This window comes from Ruegeria sp. AF5, assembly GCF_056541905.1.
The window spans coordinates 109,405-129,769 of sequence record NZ_JBQFYZ010000006.1 but is presented as its reverse complement, the minus strand read 5'-3'; the positions used below and the strand labels follow the sequence as shown (position 1 = coordinate 129,769).

Annotated in this window: 13 protein-coding genes; 3 read left to right on the top strand and 10 right to left on the bottom strand. The window is 54.0% G+C overall.

The features are described 5' to 3' along the window. Positions 1-48: 48 nt before the first annotated feature. The 4 genes from ACR0DS_RS11185 to ACR0DS_RS11170 form a co-directional block, all read right to left on the bottom strand. Positions 49-717: a hypothetical protein gene (locus ACR0DS_RS11185; protein ID WP_480559398.1), complete on the bottom strand. Its 669-nt coding sequence runs from the start codon at positions 715-717 to the stop codon at positions 49-51. After that, positions 689-7,105, bottom strand: coding sequence for an NACHT domain-containing protein (locus tag ACR0DS_RS11180; RefSeq protein ID WP_480559400.1), 6,417 nt, complete (start codon positions 7,103-7,105; stop codon positions 689-691). Before ACR0DS_RS11180 ends, ACR0DS_RS11185 begins: the two co-directional genes overlap by 29 nt. A gap of 417 nt (positions 7,106-7,522) precedes the next feature. After that, entirely contained in the window at positions 7,523-9,940 is a 2,418-nt protein-coding gene (gyrB, locus tag ACR0DS_RS11175) for a DNA topoisomerase (ATP-hydrolyzing) subunit B (RefSeq protein ID WP_480559402.1), read from the bottom strand. 114 nt (positions 9,941-10,054) lie between these two features. Then, the gene (locus ACR0DS_RS11170) at positions 10,055-10,627 is read right to left on the bottom strand and encodes a TetR/AcrR family transcriptional regulator (protein WP_480488096.1); all 573 of its coding nucleotides are present in this window, start codon (positions 10,625-10,627) and stop codon (positions 10,055-10,057) included. 100 nt (positions 10,628-10,727) lie between these two features. On the opposite strand from ACR0DS_RS11170, the gene ACR0DS_RS11165 reads away from it, so the two are divergent. Then, positions 10,728-11,294, top strand: a complete 567-nt coding sequence (locus ACR0DS_RS11165; RefSeq protein WP_480559404.1) for a carboxymuconolactone decarboxylase family protein — start codon at positions 10,728-10,730, stop codon at positions 11,292-11,294. Here the strand turns inward: ACR0DS_RS11165 and recF are convergent. The 6 genes from recF to mutM all read right to left on the bottom strand — a co-directional run bounded on the left by recF (position 11,291) and on the right by mutM (position 17,918). Continuing rightward, the gene (gene recF / locus ACR0DS_RS11160) at positions 11,291-12,388 is read right to left on the bottom strand and encodes a DNA replication/repair protein RecF (RefSeq protein WP_480559510.1); all 1,098 of its coding nucleotides are present in this window, start codon (positions 12,386-12,388) and stop codon (positions 11,291-11,293) included. The genes ACR0DS_RS11165 and recF overlap by 4 nt on opposite strands. Positions 12,389-12,447: 59 nt before the next feature. Then, the gene (dnaN, locus tag ACR0DS_RS11155; RefSeq protein WP_480483945.1) at positions 12,448-13,569 is read right to left on the bottom strand and encodes a DNA polymerase III subunit beta; all 1,122 of its coding nucleotides are present in this window, start codon (positions 13,567-13,569) and stop codon (positions 12,448-12,450) included. Positions 13,570-13,793: 224 nt separating this feature from the next. Next, positions 13,794-15,179, bottom strand: coding sequence for a chromosomal replication initiator protein DnaA (gene dnaA, locus ACR0DS_RS11150; protein WP_480488104.1), 1,386 nt, complete (start codon positions 15,177-15,179; stop codon positions 13,794-13,796). A 555-nt stretch (positions 15,180-15,734) separates the two neighbouring features. Next, positions 15,735-15,998, bottom strand: a complete 264-nt coding sequence (rpsT, locus tag ACR0DS_RS11145; protein ID WP_039541017.1) for a 30S ribosomal protein S20 — start codon at positions 15,996-15,998, stop codon at positions 15,735-15,737. Between the two features lie 225 nt (positions 15,999-16,223). Beyond that, entirely contained in the window at positions 16,224-17,000 is a 777-nt protein-coding gene (locus ACR0DS_RS11140; protein WP_267363125.1) for an enoyl-CoA hydratase, read from the bottom strand. A gap of 66 nt (positions 17,001-17,066) precedes the next feature. Beyond that, on the bottom strand, positions 17,067-17,918 hold the full coding sequence (gene mutM / locus ACR0DS_RS11135) for a bifunctional DNA-formamidopyrimidine glycosylase/DNA-(apurinic or apyrimidinic site) lyase (RefSeq protein ID WP_480559406.1): 852 nt from the start codon (positions 17,916-17,918) through the stop codon (positions 17,067-17,069). An 86-nt stretch (positions 17,919-18,004) separates the two neighbouring features. Here mutM and ubiE point away from each other — a divergent pair, with 86 nt between their 5' ends. Together ubiE and ubiB are read left to right on the top strand one after the other, a co-directional pair. Further along, positions 18,005-18,757 (top strand): bifunctional demethylmenaquinone methyltransferase/2-methoxy-6-polyprenyl-1,4-benzoquinol methylase UbiE, encoded by a 753-nt coding sequence (gene ubiE / locus ACR0DS_RS11130; protein WP_480559408.1) that lies wholly within the window; start codon positions 18,005-18,007, stop codon positions 18,755-18,757. A 3-nt stretch (positions 18,758-18,760) separates the two neighbouring features. After that, a complete protein-coding gene (gene ubiB / locus ACR0DS_RS11125; RefSeq protein ID WP_480559410.1) occupies positions 18,761-20,296 on the top strand; it encodes a 2-polyprenylphenol 6-hydroxylase in 1,536 nt (511 codons plus the stop codon). Positions 20,297-20,365 lie beyond the last annotated feature (69 nt).

The following is a 20,365-nucleotide window of genomic DNA, read 5'->3' as shown; positions in this document are numbered from 1 at the left end:
AGATCTCTAGTTTTTGGAGCGTGTCCTAGAATTGGGCGCTCATGCCCTTCATGCCTTCGGTTTGACTGGATCATTGATGCGGGCTTTAAAATTTTGCAGGTTTTCAATTATCTCGTCCACTGCTTGCGAAAACAAAACCCGAGAACGTTCATCAGGTTCTAGGCTCTCCAGTTTTGCTGCCTCAGCCGCCCTCGCCTCTTCCTCCTCAGCGTATACGACTCTAAGTGCGGGCACAGTTGGTTTTCTTTGCTCCAAGAAGTGCATCCAGCCACTCATACCAATGATGAACTGCCGCTCCTCTTCGGACAGATACTCGAAGGTTTCAGTCGTATACTCTGGGATCTCTTTCTGATCTGCGAGTAGCAACACGCCGTGAGCTACCAACTGGCGCAGGCCATCGAATAGATTGGCCAATGCGCGTTCACGTTCAATTTGACTGTGGCGATAAAACGGTGATGAATCTGGTCCGATGCGCTCTAGAACCCCCATTGCTCGTTTCAGAGATTTCATAGGATCGGCAGTACCGGGTAATGAGTTCTTATGCTCCCACAACTTTAGTATTAACTCGACCGCTTCTCGGCTTTTTGGAGATTGTGGATCGTCTGAATCGTTGGCAGCATTAACGACTGAAGCTAGGTGATGCGCCATCCATTTTCCTAGGGTATCGACCCCGTCAGTCAATTCTAACTCACGGACAATCTTCTCTCCAAGGGCCAAAGTCCTGTTCGGCTCCTCTAGTTTCTCCAGATCGCTGGAGGAGAAGTAATCTGTTGTACGTTGCCGCCCTCTCTGCTTCCTCAAAAACGTTTTGTCTTCCTTGGCTGTTGTCACTTTTCGTTATTCCTATATCTACTATGAGGTCTGAATGTTCTTCTGTTAGTAGTCTGGTCAAGGCACTCTTAGCCACCATCAACCGATGCCCTGAGCTTACTACACGATCTCCCAAGTAGCGGTTTCTCTCACCCGCGTCTTTGTCGCCCCACAACTCCAAACGAAAAATTGGCTCCCTAGAAGAGGGATCGATCCATTTAACGCCATCTTCTAGTACTTCTTGCAGGCTGAAGAGTTTTTGAGCGCTTGAGCCTGGAAAGTGGCTTGGTCGGCCGGCTCCCAATTGCAATGGGTCTTTATCGTCAAATCTAGAATCACCTTCGTGTAGCTGGATCCAGCCTTCAAGTTTGAAGCCATGTTCATCAATTTCAAGATCATGCCCTTCAGGGCAAACGTAGAAATCAAAATCATTTGGGCAGGTTTGCAACGCACGTACCAGTGACATCGCTGAATCTGGAGAGACCAGTCCAGTACTGATTTTTGTGTTTAGTTGCCAACGATCTGATCGAGTGTCGATGTACTGGTCTACAACAATCCAACCAGGTTCAGAAGCTGGGAACAGTTCTCGAAGAAATTCAGCGTCTTCTATTTTCTCGACCCACTCGGTGGCATCTGTGAAATCTTTAGCCCAATGGTGCACGTCTAAAGGATGTGATGTTACGAAGTCCGCCAACCAATAGGGCGGTTTGGTGAGTTTGCCGTATGAAATCTGGAAGCATAGTTCGCTATACTCATCACCGTCATCATACTCGGATTTCTTGAGGGGGTGGCTAGCAAGGAATTCACCGGCCGCGCACCATTTGGCATGCCATTCCAGATGGGTTCGATACCGTTCCAACGTCGGAAGGGAACCGTGACTAGAGTCGCTAAGGTGGTACTCACGACCATTGAACCTGTTTTCTCGCGGTTCTCGGAAACCGTAGGGCTTTTGGTCAACCACGCCCCATTTGTCCACAATCCACCGCTCGGCCGACTTGAGGAAGTTCTCTGTGTTCGCGCCCTCAAACACTCTTAACCACGGAGTATACCAGTATCTAAGTGTATCCAAGGCATCAAAATGGAACCTTTCGGTTTCTCGATCAGCTTTGAAGAAATCATATGAGCCTGTCCGCTCAGATTTTGCCCCGGTTGTCGGGATGCCCGCATTAACAGTTGATATTTCCATCAGCTGGTCTTTGGTCAACTTAAGGATATCGGCTTGATGCAATTTCATGCATGCATCCGCTGCAAAAGCTCTAACGAGAATATGAGGAAACGACGTGTCTAGAGCTATCCGATATAGTTGGTTGCCAAGGCAATCTAAGGCGGCTGGTGCTTCTTCGCTGATGCGATCAAACATGATCATCATCCATAGTCTAACGGCCAGCCAATAGTATGGTTTCTTAGCTGCTCGAAATACGTCGTCCTCAGTATCTGGATACAGCTCCAAAATGTTAGCAAATACTTGTGAGTGGTTTAGTCTTGCGAGGCGCCGCCCCGCGTGAGCAGCTCGCCATCTAAGGCGTAGGTCTACGTCACTCATGTAGGTAACCAGAAAACGTGCAATCGCTTTGGATGGAGTGCCCGGGATTTCAGACGATACGATGTTTTCTCGGTCTTCTTCATCAATCTTTTCGACCAATCGACCTAAATACCACGATAGCACGGTGCCGCATTCCGCGTCTGAAAGCGAGCGAGAAAGGAATTGGGTCAACTGAAATATTTGTGGAGAACTTAGCCACAGAGCATTTTTTTCAAGGCCGCGCAAAATGATTTGTTCAGCAGAGTGCTTTTCAAGTTTGGCAAGAGCGAGCGCTGTTTCGAGTCTACTAACATCTCCAGCATAGCGGCTGATTAGGAAAGGGAAGGCAGATTCAATAAAAGAGGGCAAAGCCCTTTCACACCATCCGGCGACTGAAAGCTGTGACGACCACGCCTCTATCGTTTTGAATAGCGTGTCGACGATTTGTTGCTCGTCGTGTTCAACTATGATTTTCACCAACGCATCCAAGAATTTAACGCGATTTCCGACCACAACCTGCGATGCGGCGTGCGATAAAACGTGGGCCAGTGAAATGTATTCACCTTTGTCCCGTGCAGTATTCAATAACTGATCTGTGGAAGCGTGAAGAAGCTCTACATGGCAAAGTGTTTCTTGCTGCCAATTATGCTGATTCAAAATTAATTTTGATTTCTCCTTCGCTTTGGGCTGCTCGCGTTGTTTCTTTGGCTGCTCTGATACAACTGCCTTTTGCCTGGTTAATCTTCGCAAGCGTTCTGACCACCGCCCACCGTTCTGAGAGAGCAAAATGCCTTCGACATCCCTAGAAGCGTCCATCTCGCCTGTGACGATGTCGTGAGCAAACTCTTCTACAAGCTCTTTTTCGATTGGAGACGACGCATGCAAAACTGATTTGATTACGTTGTCTCGGGGACGGTCGGTCAGTTTTAGAAGCGCCGCCGCTTGAGCAGAGTCTATGTTCTTCAATTTGATGCCGCACGCAATTACGGCTTCTAGAGTTTGATAAACGCTTGCAAACCCGCTGTCGTCCCATCGTGCTACACATGCCAAGGCCGTGGAAAAATCCAGCGCGGCTATCCCTTCCATGGCCTCCGCCCAAGGAAAGTGCTCAACATTCTCTAAGCGTATCCCCGCATCAATCGCAAATTCTGCCAACTTCGCAGCATGCTCACGTCTATCAGTGGCCAATTCTTGGCTTCGGTTAACGATCAGTGCATTTAGAAACCTGATTTGATCCATCGCTTCAGAGTCTAGCTCATGGGCAACGGCGATGGCTTTCTGGAAGACGATGTTCCCGTCCTCCGGACTTATTGGAACAAGAAATTCCGCGAAGCTAGCCAACACTTCGGACTTTTCTCGAGCCCCCATCCGCTGTTTTTCAAAGCTGTTTACTGCGCTCGTCACTCGATTTAGCAGGTCAAAGTGCTGTGAATTGAATGCCGCAAGCGAGTTAAAGAAGGAAGTGATATTGCCTTCACCATATGGCAAGAAACCCTTGGCGACTTCGAACCCGAGTTTGGATATCAAGTCAATCGGAACATTCGCGGCGACCAAAACGACCAGTTTTTTCGCCATAATAGAACGGAGTCGCATCGAGCTGTGGTTTCGGTCAAACTGCCAATGATCTCGAGAGAATGATTTCTCTAGCTTCGCCAAGCGACCACTATCTGTGTTGACACTAGATTTCTGGAACAGGACTTCAGCCCGTCGAGCATAAAATGTAGCTACATGACCGACAAAATCTCTCAAGCCCTTTTCGTTATCGCTGCGGGAGCGCTTCTGCTTGCCGTCTTGTTGGTCTAATTCAGGAGGGGCCTCAGCCAGAATGCTCTGTCTGTCAATGGGTGAGCCGACGCAAAGTTCATAAAGAAAGTAAGATCGAATTATAGAGTCTATCAGACTAGATTGATGATCGTAGAGTTTGTCTACCCGACGTGCCTCAGCTAACCACAGTGGCTTCGTAATCGCTTTGACAAGTTCAATGTCAGAGTTGTTGGCGGCAAGGATTTCGGCACCGTCAAGCAGTACGCTTGATATTACGCTCCTTAATGTGCTCTCACCACTGTAGTTGTCCAATGATTTCGCTGAAATAGGATAACGCCGAGACAATAAAGTGAGGCCGTGCGCCAGCTTTTTCAGATCTATTGGCTGTCCTGCAAGGCGAAGAGGCACCAAGACGAATGGGGCTAGAAGTGGGCTCAGGTCTTTACCAATCTCTTGTAAGACTTCGAACCGTTGATCCGCCACAAGTCGCCTGATCGCAACGCGCGCAGCTCTGGCCGCAAAATCGAGAGGCCAACACCGAAACAGTTCGATTGCAGACTCTGCACCCGCTTCTAACGCCCGAGCCACCAGAGCATTGGCCATATCTTTGGGTTGGATACGCCAGCCCGAAACATGTCCGAATTCGTCTTCCTCTTTTTGCAAGGCTTCATCGCGCAAATCAAACCATGCTGCTATCCTTCTGCGAATTTCGCGAACTTGACCAAAGTTACCGTTTAATGCCTCGCGAGCGAGCAAATTTAGAAGTAGAGGTCCATGCTCCTCGACCTGATCAGGATCGCCCAAGATCAATCGGCTTCCAGTCGCACCTGCAAATCGAGAAGTGAGGTTGGGAAAATCAAGTAAAATTTTCCTTGTTGCATCATCGGTTTCTAGTGCTTCTGCGCCGATCAAAATGAACCGAATTGCTCTTTCCAAATTTCCAGCTGAACGGCAGACACCGATTGCATTAGTAAGGCGTTGGTTCCTTATTTCCATCCTCAACACTGGGTCTGGCACATTGCTAGCCAATGGTTCTGGTTCGGCTTGTACCAAGTCTAGCAACTCAGCTCCCATGTCGGACTTCAAGAGCAGTGGGACGACATTCAACGCTGCATATTCAGAGTGTCGGTGGTTCTCCAAGAACCTTTTTGCGACCTTGGACACAGTATCCGGAATTGATTTTTGACCTTTGCCGAATGCGAAGTGTTCAAAGTCTTCATCCGCGAAACTAATAGTATTTCCATGCAAGCGAACACCTGGTTCTAGATCGGTACAAATATCGCGTATTTGTGCTGTCGTTAGCTCCAAAGTGCCCGCCAGTTCCTTAATCGGAATTGGTCTTGGCAGCACCGCCAATGCTGCGCAGGCATCTTCTACATTAGCCGCTTTACCGGATTTCTTGACTGCTTCCGCGAACTGTTCTTCAAATATACCTTCCAGAGATTTGCCATTAGGCAGAAGCGGTTCGAGGGCCTTATTGGGGAATTTGGCCGTTTTTCCAAACGCGTAGTTTTGCACCCTCGGTGTACCGTTCGTGAGCTTGTGAAAATCATCTATCCAAGTTTCGGGGGCATCCCAAAAGAAGCGGACAAATTCTTCCGTCTCCTGTCGATTGAATGGAAGTAGTTCGAAAGGTTTAAACGAGCTTGGTAGGTTTAGGTCATCGAGCCTCCCGGTTCGTGCGCTCACTATAAGTGTCACGTTGCTCGGAAGATTTTCAAAGGAAACTAAATCGCCAACAAAACTTGGTTCTTTAGGCTCTCGGGCTTCTCCAGCGCTGATTGAATTGTCAGCCGCATCAATAACGATTGCGAGTTTTGCGTCTTGCCTAGTTCCGGCGAGTGTTTCGGCCGCTAATACAAGTCTTTTGTGGAACGCCCGGGAAAAGTCAGTGTCTGGCCTGGGTTCAAGGAAGGCCGGCAAGTTTAAACGGCTGGCCAATTCGTTGGATAGCTGCACGAAAGCATCGCGCGGCCTGTGGCGCATCGCGCTTGCATCCATGTATGATCCTGCGCCGTAGCAATCAAATACAACTACTTCTGAATCATCAGGGAGAAGTGTTTGAAATTCTTGTAGAACGGTGCTCTTCCCAACGCCGCCAGAGCCATGCAATAAGATGCGCTGTTCTCCAGCTACAATAGCATTGCGCAGATCAAGCGAGACTTGACGCGATACAAAATTCTCAACTGGCGTTACATTTGCAGGGCAGGGAAATAGAGCACGAGTATCTGATACCCCAAACTGTAGAAGCACTGACTCCTTGCTGATGCTCTCTCCAGCGGCTTCCGGCATCATCATTTTGTTTCGGACATAGTCTCGCAGTCTTAAAGCGACTTCTGAAAACTCGGACTCAGTCCATGCCGAAATCTCTATCAGCATTTTCTCTTCCATGAGAAAACGAGAGTTGGTCTGACTAACGAACTTTAGGCAGCGGGCGAATTCTTCAAATTCTTTAGGGGACAGGCCGCTCGCATACACGAGTCGGTGTAGTCTATCACCACCTGCTTGCCACTGATCCTTGAACGAACGAGGGACACCCTCGAGTTTTGCTTTCTCGATTGAATTAAGTACGAGTTCTGAAATGGGTTGGTTGGTAACTAGTTCTATTGAAATGTCGCTAAGGTTACCACCAGTTCGAAGCTTAACGGTCTCACGGAAAGCCTTACCCAACCCTCGCATAAGAGATGAAGAGGGGTCCACAGAACTAGGGCCATGGCATGCTCGAGATGGCGTCCATGATTTACTTGGTTCGCTGGCTGAATACTTGAGTTGTTGAAGTACAACGCGATCTGCATCTTGTATGCTTTCGCCACCGTACAAAAGCGTGCAGTCTACCCCATCCCATTGATGGCCCGACCCGTCAGCGGCAGGTACACCTTCTACTGTTATAGCTTCCAAATCACTTGAGCTGTCTAGTAGCTGCAACGCCGCACGTACCGCCCACAGTTCATGATAAACATCGCCTGTATTTGAACCGCGCGCTCCGCCGAAATCTATTTTTCTTGTCATCTAAATTGAAGACCTGATCACCTGTGAGAAATGAACCATTCAGACCATAAGCGTTTGTCAGAGTCCGGTACAGTACTTGCGTTCGACCACTAAAAAACGCCCGCTACTAACAAGCTACATCGTAGTGATTCATAGCGATCCTGAAGGCATCAAAGGGCCTTGTCGAGACTTTGCACAGTTCTTTTCCTGCGCCATTTCAGGCCTCTCTGAGCAACTACGCGAAACTTGCACCCGCCGTTGCTTGTTTGTGGAGGGCGCGTTTCGTTTCGAGAAACGTCAATTTCCCTGAACCGCAAGAGTTGCTCAGCGAATTGGTCGCATTCATCAGCGCGACATATATACCCACAGCGCAAAACTATGGGCAAACTACGCAAACTTATGGGGCGTGCGAAGTGTTATGCGCACACCTACACACCGTCAGAAATCCAGATTCTCGACGCTCAAAGCGTTTTTCTGGATAAATTCCCGACGAGGTTCGACAACATCACCCATTAGCTTGGTGAACAGATCGTCAGCTTCCACCATATCGTCTACGCGCACCTGAAGCAGCGTGCGTGCATGCGGGTCCAAAGTTGTTTCCCAAAGCTGGTCGGGGTTCATCTCTCCCAGACCTTTGTAGCGCTGCAGGGACAGGCCCTTTTCCCCTTCTTCCAGAATGGCGCGCAGAAGGTCCAGCGGACCGTGGATCAATTGGCTACGATCACGGCGCATCAACGTGGCCGAGGTGTTGTAGACCTCTTGCAGGCTTTGCGTGAAGCTGCCTGTTTTGCGGGCCTCCCCCGACCGCAGCATCGGGCCGTCCAAGGTGCGAACCTCTTCGACACCACGCAGAATGCGGGCTAGGCGAATTCCGTGATCCTGCGTTATCCGGCCCTGCCAGCCACGCTCATACTCCAACGCGATCAGATCAAGACGGGCGGCAACCTTGTCAGCCACCCCTTGCAGGTCGGCGTCCACCGCACCCGGCACAAAGGCACCGGCAACGGCTGCCTGTTCCAGAATGTGGCGCGGGTAGTGCGTCGGGAAGGCGTCCAGAACACGTTTCAACTGGCGCGCTTCGTCCACCACGCGGGCCAGATCCTGACCAATGATCTCTTCGCCCGATCCCAGTTTCAGCACGGCGCCCTCGATCCCCTGATTGACGAGATAATCGTCCAGTGCCGCCTGATCTTTCAGATAAACCTCTGATTTACCGCGCGAAACCTTATAAAGCGGCGGTTGCGCAATATAGAGATACCCACCTTCGATCAGTTCAGGCATTTGCCGGTAGAAGAACGTCAGCAACAGGGTCCGGATGTGCGCACCGTCCACATCCGCGTCAGTCATGATGACAATCTTGTGGTAACGCAGCTTTTCGATGTTGAACTCATCGCGGCCAATACCCGTGCCCAGCGCCATGACAAGATTGCCAATCTCTTGCGAGGACAACATCCGGTCAAACCGCGCGCGTTCCACGTTCAGAATCTTACCGCGCAGCGGCAGAACCGCCTGAGTCAGCCGGTCACGGCCCGTTTGCGCCGACCCTCCGGCTGAATCCCCCTCAACAAGGAAGACTTCGGTTTTGGAGGGGTCTTTTTCGGAACAATCCTTCAGCTTGCCCGCCAGATAGTTCACATCCATCGCCGTTTTGCGGCGGGTCAGTTCACGCGCCTTTCGCGCGGCCTCGCGTGCCAGCGCGGCCTCGATGATCTTGCCGACGATCGCCTTGGCCTCGGTCGGGTTTTCTTCAAACCACTCGGCAAGTTTTTCGTTCATCAGACCTTCGACCGCCGGACGAACCTCGGAACTGACCAGCTTGTCTTTCGTCTGTGACGAGAATTTCGGATCAGGCACTTTGACTGACAGCACACAGGTCAGACCTTCGCGCGCGTCATCACCGGTAAAGCTGACCTTTTCCTTTTTCGCGATCCCGCTGGACTGCGCGTAGTTGTTGATCGTCCGGGTCAGGGCACCTCGGAAACCCGCCACATGGGTACCGCCATCGCGCTGAGGTATATTGTTGGTAAAGGGCAGGACAGATTCGTGATAGCTGTCATTCCACCACATTGCGATTTCCACGCCGATATCGTCGCGCTCGCCCTTGATATAGATCGGCTCGGACATGGCGGGGGTTTTGGACCGGTCGAGGTACTTGACGAATTCCTTGACCCCACCTTCATAGAACAACTCGGTTTCCAGCCGCTCCGCCGGACGCTCGTCAATCAGGATGATCCGCACGCCCGAATTCAGGAAAGCCAGTTCGCGCAGGCGTTTTTCCAATGTCTCGAATGAGTATTCGAGGTTCGAGAATGTATCGGTCGAAGCCAGAAACCGCACTTCTGTTCCTGTCCGGTCTCCGCATTCACCGACAACCTTCAGGTGCTCAGCGGTTTCGCCACCTTCAAACCGCGCGACATGCTCTTTGCCATTGCGCCAGACACGCAGTTCCAACCAATCCGAAAGCGCGTTCACCACGGAAACACCCACACCGTGCAGGCCGCCTGACACCTTGTACGAGTTGCTGTCGAATTTTCCGCCGGCATGCAGTTGGGTCATGATGACCTCGGCCGCCGACACGCCTTCTTCCGGGTGGATGTCCACCGGAATACCACGCCCATTGTCGCTGACCGAAACACTGGAATCGGCGTGAATTTTCACCGTCACATGGTCAGCATGACCCGCCAGAGCCTCGTCAATCCCGTTGTCGACAACCTCATACACCATATGGTGCAGACCCGAGCCATCATCCGTGTCCCCGATATACATGCCGGGGCGTTTGCGAACTGCCTCCAAGCCTTTGAGAACCTTGATAGAATCTGCGCCGTATTCTTGAGGGGCCTGTGCGTCTTCGGACATTCAGTCAGTACCTATATTATTTTGGTAACTTATACGTTTTCTGGTAGGGATTGTCACGCCATCCCCCAATATTTTGTGGTTTTCCGGATCGTTTTTTGCCGCCCCGAGAGGGGCTCACAAACGATCGATATCAGACGCGATATCCGCTGCAATTTGCGCCGCATCAACGTCTGTGCGTTCAGCGGACAAGCGCAGCCCCAGAATGTCTGACTGATACCTGGCCGCCAAACGATCCGGATCACGTCCCGCCCCGATTTCACCGGCATCCTGAGCCTTGCGAAACAGATCAGCGAAACAGTCTTTCATTTCCGCCATGTAATGCGCCGCCTGATCCGCAAGGTCATGATCCTTCGCCTTCAACTCGGCATATGTCTTTGCCAACATGCAGGCCTTTGCCGGGGTCTCGGCTGCTTCGATCACCAATCGGGGCTGTGCCTTCAGCGCCTCCTTCGGACCCAGTCTCTCAGCCAGGGCCTTTAGGCGCGCCAAACCTTCTTGCGTATAACTCTCCAGCGTCAGCGCATAGAGCGCATCTTTCGACCCGAACGCCGCATAAAAACTGCCGGGCTTCAGCTTCAGTTCCCGCTCCAGATCCTTCAGCGATGTACCAGCCCAGCCCTGACGCCAGAAGATATCCTTCGCCTTCGCGATCAACACGTCACGATCGTATGCGGGTTTGCGGGGCATCAGCATCACCAATTCTTGAACGTTCACTCAAATATATACTTGAGCGATCACTCAAGAAACCCTAAATACGACCCATCGCGCCAGAAACAGGAGTTCCGACATGGCCAATTTCCCGTCTCACGACCTCGAAACCGCGCCTGAAGCGTCCAAACCGCTGCTGCAAAAGTCTCAGGCCGCTTTTGGTCGCTTGCCCGGCCTGCATAAGGTCATGGCCGAAAGCCCTCAACATCTGGAAGGCTACCAGATTTTGCACGGCCTGTTCCTGAAAACCGATTTCGACAATGATGAGAAAACCGTCGTCTGGCAGACCATCAATGTTGAAAACGAGTGCCACTACTGCGTGCCCGCCCACACCGGGATCGCCAAGATGATGAAGATCTCGGACGAGATATCGGACGCCCTGCGTAACGAAACTCCGTTGCCTTCAGCCAAACTCGAAGCACTGCGCACCTTCACCCTGCAAGTGATGGAAACCCGCGGCAACCCGACCGGCGACCAGCTTCAGGCGTTCTTTGACGCGGGCTATTCACACCGCGCGGTTCTGGATGTCGTGCTGGGTCTGGCCCAGAAAACCATGTCGAACTACGTCAACCACATGGCCAAAACCCCGGTGGACGAGGTTATGCGCGGCTTTCTGTGGGAACGCAAAATCAGCGAACCGGCCTAAGCGGTCACGACCGAGCCCTGATCGCTGTCGGTAACGATCAGCGTCTGGGCCCGGTCGCCCATTTCCGCAAACAGTTCGGGCCCGGTACCCGTCATCCAGGCCTGAGCGCCCAGCGCGCAAATCTCGTCATAAAGCGCTGCGCGCCGCCCAGCATCCAGATGCGCGGCCACCTCATCCAGCAGAACGATCGGAGGTGCGCCCAGCATTGCCGCCAGCGCCCGCGCATTGGACAGGATCAGCGACACCAAGAGCGCTTTCTGCTCACCAGTGGAACACTCCCTTGCCGGCACGCCCTTGGCCGCGAACACACCATACAGGTCGGACCGATGCGGCCCCACCAGGGTCCGGCCTGCTGCCAGATCCCTAAACCGGCTCTCGCCCAACGCGTCTCGCAAATCTTCCGCCGTCTCGGGCATTGCGCCTTCGGTTTGCACCAACTCCAGCTCGGCCGAAGGAAAGACCGTTTCCGCCCTGTCCTGCGCTGCCCGCAGAAGATCCAGCGACCTCAACCGCGCGGTATGGATGCGGTGCCCTGTCTCGGCCAACTGCCCTTCAAGCGCGGCGTACCAATGCGCATCCCTGATCTGCTCTTTCAGCAAACGGTTACGTTCGCGCATCGCTTTTTCATAGATCAGCGATGCTTCAGCGTGGGCTGGGTCAAAACTCAGCGCGATACGGTCCAGAAACCGCCGACGCCCTTCCGCCCCTTCAATCCACAGACGGTCCATTGACGGGGTCAGCCAGACAACTCGCGCAAGTTTCCCCAGATCGATCTGCGTCACCGACTTGCCATCAATTCGCACCTGTCGCGCTGCACCGCCCTCGGACCAAGTTTCGATCTCAAACCGCTGCCCCTGAGCGTCCAGCAACCCAGACAGTTTCCAACCCAACGCCTCGGGCCGTCGGGTCATCTCGGCTGCACTCGCCCGCCGCATTCCGCGACCGGGTGAAAACAACGACACCGCTTCAAGAAGATTGGTCTTCCCGGCCCCATTTGGCCCGTGAATAGCAACGGGACGTCCGTCCAGAGACAACCGCGCCAGCTTATGAGATCGAAAATGCGAGACCGTAAGCTCGGTCAGGGCCAATCCCATGACCCCTCCCTTCATCTTTTCAAAATTACTCCCGCCGGAGGCATCGCGCGTCCGCGCGATCAGACGCGCATCGGCATGACGACGTATACAGCACTCAGGTCGTTGCCTTCACGCATCAATGTCGGGTCACCAGCCGAGTTGAACAGGAAAACTGCATTCTCACGATCCACCTGAGACGCAATCTCCAACAGGTATTTGGCGTTGAACCCGATCTCCAACCGCTCATCCCCGTAAGCGACAGCCAATTCCTCCTCGGCCGCGCCGCTGTCAGGAGCATTCACCGACAAGATCAGCTTGTCGCCTTCCAATTGCAACTTCACTGCCCGCGACCGTTCCGACGAAACAGTCGCCACGCGATCTACGGCCTGCGCGAATTCAGCAGCATCCACTTCAAGCTTGCGGGTATTTCCTTGCGGGATAACACGTGTGTAGTCGGGGAAGGTGCCGTCAATAACCTTCGACGTCAGCGTGATATCCGGCGTGGCAAAGCGTACCTTGGTTTCACTGACCGAAACGGCGATATCCATCTCGTCGTCATCCAACAGCTTGCGCAACTCGCCCACTGTTTTGCGAGGCACGATCACGCCCGGCATATCCGCCGCGCCATCCGGCAAATCTGCGTCAATTCTCGCTAGCCGGTGGCCATCGGTGGCCACACAACGCAACACTTTTCCACCCTCGGACCCATCCGCCACATGCATGTACACACCGTTCAGATAGTACCGGGTCTCTTCGGTCGAGATGGCGAATTTGGACTTGTCGAACAACCGGCGCAGCAATGCTGCCGACGCGCTGAAATTCGATTGATATTCCGAGGACGCCATCACCGGAAAATCTTCTTTTGGCAGTGTCGCCAGCGAAAAATTCGACCGACCCGCTTCAACTGTCAGCCGTCCTGCGGCGCTGTCAGCAGTCAATGTCACCAGCGCACCGTCCGGCAGTTTGCGCACAATCTCATGCAGGGTTGTTGCCGCGACGGTCGTCGCGCCCGCCTTTTCGACCTGTGCGGGTGCCTTATCGACCACTTCGATATCCAGATCGGTGGCACGGAACTGGACCTGATCGCCTTCGGCCTCGATCAGGACATTGGCAAGTATAGGAATGGTATTGCGACGTTCTACAACGGACTGAGCCTGCGAAACGGCTTTAAGAAGGGTGCCGCGTTCAATGCTGATCTTCATACCCTCAATTCCTCTGACTTGCGTACCGACATGGGCGGGACTGGCACGTTAGCGGTTCCACCCCGAGGCACAAGGATTTTTTACGGATTTCTGGGTTGGAATGCACCAACCGTCAAGTGCGGCGTGCCCCACACGCCTCAGTTCTGGTGCAACCGTGGATTCTTACGCACAAAAAACGCCCCGGCGCAGAAGCCCGGAGCGTTTCATAGCACCGCTGGCACGGTTCAGGCTTCGAGAGAACGGCGCAGCATTTCCACGTCTTCAGCGATCTGACCATCGGTCAGTTTCAGCTCTTCAATGCGCTTGACGCCATGCATGACCGTGGTGTGGTCGCGCCCGCCGAACCGGCGGCCGATCTCTGGCAGCGACCGGCTGGTCAGCTGCTTGCACAGATACATCGCCACCTGACGGGGGCGCGCGTAGGATCGCAGGCGCTTGGGACCGATGATATCAGACATGCGGATGTTGTAGTATTCGGATACTTTCCGCTGAATCTCTTCAACCGTGATCTTACGCTCGGATGCGCGCAGGACATCTGCCAGACAATCCTGCGTCAGCTCCATGTCGATCTCGCGTCCAACCAACGAGGCAAAGGCAAACAGACGTGTCAGAGCACCTTCCAGCACGCGGACATTGGTCGAGATACGATGAGCCAAAAATTCAAGGACGCCATCTGCAATCGTCAGGTCGGGATAGGAACTGCTATATTGCTGGACCTTGTTCTGAAGAATGCCCAGACGCAATTCATAGTCGGTCGGATGCAGGTCAACGACCAAACCACATTGAAGGCGGGACTTTACACGATCTTCCAGATCCTTGATTTCGCCCGGGGCGCGGTCGGCCGAGATGATGATCTGCTTGTTCTGATCCACCAGCGCATTGAACGTATGGAAAAACTCTTCCTGAGTAGAATCCTTTCCGGCAATGAACTGCACGTCATCGACCATCAACACATCGACCGAACGGAACAAATGTTTGAAATCCATCATCCGGCGTTCCCGCAGGGCCTGCACGAAGCGATACATGAACTGTTCGGCTGACAGGTACAGGACATTCAGTTCCGGATGCTTGGTTTTCAGCTCCCAGGCAATTGCGTGCATCAGGTGGGTCTTACCCAGACCCACTCCACCATACAGAACAAGCGGGTTGAATGTTACCGGGCCGCCTTCGGACACACGGCGCGCGGCAGCATGGGCCAGCTCGTTGGGTTTACCCACCACAAAACTGTCAAAGGTGAAACGTGAATCGAGCGGCGCGGCCTGCAACGACTCCAAAGCGTTCTGCGCACTATCCGTCGCCGCTAAGGGTACCGGCTCAGGCTGAGTTTCGGTGACCACCTTGGCTGCGGGCTTGGGACGCGCGGGCGAGTTGGCAGCAACACGGAAGTCCAGACGCTGAACGGTTTCCCCAGCCGTATTCAGCTCGTACAAGATGAGGTCCGCAAAATTCTGGCTAACGTAGTTCCCCATAAAGTTCGTTGGCACGGAAAAAACCGCCACACCATCCTGCAGCTCTTTAAATTCCAGAGGCTCGATCCATGTGGTGTAATTATTCCGACCGACAGCCTTCAGCAATTTGTTACGCAGTAGTCCCCATTTCTCTTGTGTCATTCAGCGCCTCACGCATCCCATTCTTATTGGCCTGTCGGCCTTATCATACGAAGCCGGTTGCCCGGTCTTGCATTCACACACCCAAAGGGAACCTGTCGCCAAACCTAACGGTTTGGCGGGGATTGCCCCTGAAAGTTCGGTGCACCCGGATTTTCGACGCTCAAAAATAGATGAGCGTCCCGAAACTCGGGCTGCACGTCACAATCTCAATTTTCAGACAGGGCCGAGAATCCCGGATAACCCGGACTTCGCGGCAGATCGGCAGCCCAGCTTGCGCCAGTCGTCGACGAATGTTTCCAGATCGATCTGATGCCCGTCAGTCCGATCGAGTAAACAGCCTGTCCCCCCAAGCGAGTGAATCGCTGACATCAGTGGTAGCAACTTGAAATGGGGCGCGGCAACGAAACTCTGATATTGACTCGGGTCTTTGGTCGAAAGAATCTCTCGGTTTCGTGAAGGCGCGGTATTCCGGCAACACGAAAAAAGCGCCGCAATGCGCAGCGCCTTTGACATTAGTTCAGCCTTGCTGACTTGACCTAAGGTAACCCTCAGGCTTTAGCCCAGAGCTTTGACCCGGGCCGACAGGCGCGACATTTTACGCGCGGCAGTGTTCTTGTGGAACACGCCTTTGGTGACGCCGCGCATCAGCTCAGGCTGGGCGGCGCGCAGTGCTGCGGTTGCCGCATCTTTGTCACCGGATGCAATCGCTTCTTCGACTTTACGCAGATAGGTGCGGATGCGCGAACGACGCGCTTTGTTAACAGCGAAACGCTTTTCGTTCTGACGGGCGCGTTTCTTTGCCTGGGGCGAATTTGCCATGTGTCTCTGACCTTCGTTCGGTACGGTTATCAAGGGTTGCGCGCCACGGATATATCCGCACCGGATCAGAAATCACGAGTGTGAGTCGGGCCAAGCGGGCCGCACGCGCATGTATTGCGGCGCTCAATACCGAACATTTCAAGGATTGCCAAGCCGATTCTTGGGGCTCACAAATCGGGTAAAGAAAAGGCGGGCATAGCCCGCCTTTCATTAGTCTCTTGCGTTTTACTTGTCGCGAAACTGCGCAGCCCGCTTTTCAAGAAACGCCGCCATGCCCTCTTTCTGGTCCTCGGTGGCAAACATGGAATGGAAGACGCGACGCTCAAACAGCATTCCTTCACTCAGCGGAAGCTCGTAACTGCGATTGACCGCTTCTTTTGCCGCCGCTGCCGTCAGTGCCGATTTCTCGGCTATTTTTTGCGCCGCACCGACGGCTTCCTCGATCAGCTTCTTGGCCGGTACGACCCGGCTGACCAAACCAGCGCGCTCGGCTTCGTCCGCGTCCATAAACCGACCAGTCAGGTTCATGTCCATCGCCTTGGACTTGCCGACAAAGCGCGTCAAACGCTGGGTGCCGCCCAACCCGGCTATGACGCCAAGGTTGATTTCAGGCTGGCCGAATTTTGCAGTGTCCGCCGCAATGATGAAATCGCAAAGCATTGCCAACTCGCATCCCCCACCCAGAGCATAGCCCGCAACCGCGGCGATGATCGGTTTGCGAATCGCCAAAACCCGGTTGTTTGCATCAGCAAAAAGGTTGGTGGTGTAGACATCGACAAAGCTCATCTCGGACATTTCCCTGATGTCCGCGCCTGCGGCAAAGGCCTTGTCCGATCCGGTGATGACGATGCAACGCACCTTGTCGTTGCTGTCCGCCTCTTCCAGCGCGGTACACAACTCACCCAGCAACTGGGAGTTCAGCGCATTCAACGCATCCGGTCTGTCGAGTTTGATTAAGGCGACGTGGTCTTCGATTTCGACGATGATCGTCTCAAAAGCCATGAGAAAAAAGCTTCCGGTTGTTCCGTTCAGTTACGAGTCCTTACCACGCGAATTCTCTGGATCAAGCTATCTTTGGCATTGCGCACAGTAGAAGGATGAGCGACCGGACTGGGTGATTCTCTGGATCAGACCAGTGCAACCTTCGGTGCGGCAGGGCTTTCCTTCGCGACCGTAGACATCAAAGCTGTGCTGAAAATATCCAAGTTCTCCATCAGCTTGGCGGAAATCCCGCAGGGATGATCCGCCTGCTTCGATCGCGTCCTGCAACACCCTCCGAATGATGGGAACCAGCGATGCGACACGTGCCGCAGATATTTGCCCTGCTTTGCGACGTGGCGACACCTTGCCGCGATAAAGTGCCTCGCAAACATAGATATTCCCCAATCCGGCAACGATTCCCTGATCCAGCAGAGCTGATTTGACAGGGGTATTCCTGCCTTTGAATGCTTCAATCAGGTGTTGCTCATGGAAATCATTACCCAAGGGCTCTGGTCCCAGAACCGCCAGAAGCTTGTGATCTTCGGCCGTGGCTGTGGGCAGTAGGTCCATCGCCCCGAACCGGCGTGGGTCGTTAAAGGTGATACGCGCCCCGTTGGCCATGTGAATAACAACATGGTCATGTTTCTCAGCGGCAGGATGTTCGCGCAGGAAATGACCCAGTGGGTCCCCTGACACCGTCATTCGCCCCGACATCCCCAGATGTATCAACAAGGTCTCGCCACTGCTGAGATCGGCCAGGATGTATTTCGATCGCCGCCTTAACCGATCCACCCGCTGCCCGGTCAGCCGTTCTGCCATGCGTTCGGGGAATGGCCAGCGCAGATCGGGGCGGTTCACATCGGCGCGTTCTATCACCATGCCCTCCATCGCGGGAGCAAGACCCCGTCTTACTGTCTCGACCTCGGGCAATTCTGGCATTACAGGGCTCCTATTCCAAAGGGCCGCATTGTGCCCCGCTTCCAGAGCCCTATAACAGAAGCGAAATTCGACAAACGGCAAGGCTTATGTCCGACAACAGCGACAACACCACTCATTTCGGGTTCGAAACCGTACGCGAGGCTGACAAGGCCGGGCGCGTGCAGGGCGTGTTCAACTCGGTCGCCTCGAAATATGACGTGATGAACGACGTCATGTCGATGGGTATCCACCGGGTCTGGAAAGACGCGATGATGGACTGGCTGGCACCACGCCCCGGTCAGCGTTTGCTGGATGTTGCAGGCGGAACCGGTGACATTTCCTTTCGCTTTCTGAAACGTGCAGGCTATGGCCATGCCACGGTTCTTGATCTGACAGAACCCATGCTGATCGAAGGCCGGCAACGCGCAGAAGCCGACCAGATGGCCGACAGCCTGAACTGGGTGGTGGGCGATGCCATGGCCCTGCCATTCGAAGACAACACCTTTGACGTCTACACGATTTCTTTCGGCATCCGGAACGTGACCCGCCCGCAAGAGGCCCTGAACGAAGCCTTTCGCGTGCTGAAACCCGGTGGCCGCCTGATGGTACTGGAGTTCAGTCAGCTTCCCAATGACGGGCTGCAGAAGCTCTATGACCTCTACAGCTTCAATGTCATTCCACGCATGGGAAAGCTGATCGCGAATGATTACGACAGCTATCAGTATCTGGTGGAGTCGATCCGCAAGTTCCCCGATCAGGAAACCTTCCTGAACATGGTCCGAACTGCTGGCTTCGAAAACGCCAAATACCGCAATCTCAGCATGGGTATCGCCGCGCTGCATTCCGGCTGGAAGATCTGACGCATGCGTGGTCCCCACAACATCATCCGCCTGATCCGTACAGGCGCAACGCTTGAGCGCACCGGTGCCATGAACGTGGTCCTCGACGCGTTCGAGGCGCCAAGGGCTATCCGGTTTCTTGCCCACGCTCTAGGCAAACCGTTTTGGTGGCTGGGGTACAAGGGCGACCCGGAAATGCCGCCTGCAACACGTGCACTCACCGCTTTGGGCCCGGCCTACATCAAGTTTGGTCAGGTGCTTTCGACGCGCCCGGATGTAGTAGGCGATGAACTGGCTGTGCAACTTCGTGTTTTGCAGGACAAGCTGCCGCCGTTCTCGAAAGCCGTGGCTTTGGCCGAAGTGGAAAAGGAACTGGGGCAGCCTGTTGCCGAGATATTCTGCGATTTCAGTGAACCCATTGCAGCCGCGTCCATTGCTCAGGTCCACAAAGCCAAACTTGTTAGCACGGGCGAGGATGTCGCCGTCAAAGTTCTGCGCCCAGGGATTGAGCGCGCATTTCGCAAGGACGTGGACGCGTTTTATTTCGCCGCTCGCATAGTCGATTTGTTTGCGCCCGGTGCTCGCCGATTGCGTCCGATGGAGGTCATTGAACATTTCGATGGCGTTGTACGGGGCGAACTGGATCTGCGTCTGGAAAGCGCTGCCGCCTCGGAATACGCGGCCAACACAAAAGACGACACAGGGTTCTGGCTGCCGCCCGTCTTGTGGTCACTGTCGGCACGGCGCGTGATGACACTCAGCTGGGCCGACGGTGTTGCATTGGGTGAAAATGACGCACTGGACGCCGCAGGCCACGATCGCCGCGACCTGGCTGAACGTGTGCTGCGTCTATTCCTTCTTCACGCCTTGCGCGACGGCTATTTCCACGCCGATATGCATCAGGGCAACCTAAAGGTCGCCGCCAACGGTGACATCATCGCTTATGATTACGGTATCATGGGCCATATCGACGAATACACGCGCCGGGTCTATGCCGAGATCCTGTTCGGTTTCATCCGCCGCGACTACAAGCGCGTGGCCGAAGTGCATTTCGAAGCCGGTTACGTTCCTGCACATCAGGACGTCGATGAATTCGCCCGCGCCCTGCGTGCGGTTGGCGAACCGATCTTCGGTATGGATGCCTCGCATATTTCGATGGGCCGTTTGCTAAGCTATCTGTTCGAAGTGACAGAGCGTTTTGGCATGGAGACACGTACCGAGCTGATCCTCCTACAGCGCACGATGGTCGTGGTTGAAGGTGTTGCCCGGTCACTGGATGACCACATCAATATCTGGGAAGTCGCCCGCCCCGTGGTCGAAGATTACATTAAACAATCCATCGGCCCGCGCGCCGCGCTTCGTGACTTTGCCAAAACCGCTTTGGTTCTGGCACGCTTTGGTCCGCGCCTGCCGACATTGGTCGAAAACGCGTTGATTGCACAGACACACAAAGAAGAACCGGAAAACTCGGGTCTTTTGCCAAAAATCCTGCCAGCCGCTCTCGGTGCAGTTGCCGGCGCAGCCATAGTTTTGTTGATCACGACACTCGGCTGGTTGTGATCCGCAAGCTTCATCTGGCTGAAAACATCCTCGGGGGGAATCGCGCCTTGCGCGATGGGGGGGCAGACA

Coding starts and splice junctions, on each gene's coding strand:
- ACR0DS_RS11180 (WP_480559400.1), bottom strand. CDS start 7,105: ATGACAAGAAAAATAGATTTCGGCGGAGCGCGCGGTTCAAATACAGGC.
- gyrB (WP_480559402.1), bottom strand. CDS start 9,940: ATGTCCGAAGACGCACAGGCCCCTCAAGAATACGGCGCAGATTCTATC.
- ACR0DS_RS11170 (WP_480488096.1), bottom strand. CDS start 10,627: ATGCCCCGCAAACCCGCATACGATCGTGACGTGTTGATCGCGAAGGCG.
- ACR0DS_RS11165 (WP_480559404.1), top strand. CDS start 10,728: ATGGCCAATTTCCCGTCTCACGACCTCGAAACCGCGCCTGAAGCGTCC.
- recF (WP_480559510.1), bottom strand. CDS start 12,388: ATGGGATTGGCCCTGACCGAGCTTACGGTCTCGCATTTTCGATCTCAT.
- dnaN (WP_480483945.1), bottom strand. CDS start 13,569: ATGAAGATCAGCATTGAACGCGGCACCCTTCTTAAAGCCGTTTCGCAG.
- dnaA (WP_480488104.1), bottom strand. CDS start 15,179: ATGACACAAGAGAAATGGGGACTACTGCGTAACAAATTGCTGAAGGCT.
- rpsT (WP_039541017.1), bottom strand. CDS start 15,998: ATGGCAAATTCGCCCCAGGCAAAGAAACGCGCCCGTCAGAACGAAAAG.
- ACR0DS_RS11140 (WP_267363125.1), bottom strand. CDS start 17,000: ATGGCTTTTGAGACGATCATCGTCGAAATCGAAGACCACGTCGCCTTA.
- mutM (WP_480559406.1), bottom strand. CDS start 17,918: ATGCCAGAATTGCCCGAGGTCGAGACAGTAAGACGGGGTCTTGCTCCC.
- ubiE (WP_480559408.1), top strand. CDS start 18,005: ATGTCCGACAACAGCGACAACACCACTCATTTCGGGTTCGAAACCGTA.
- ubiB (WP_480559410.1), top strand. CDS start 18,761: ATGCGTGGTCCCCACAACATCATCCGCCTGATCCGTACAGGCGCAACG.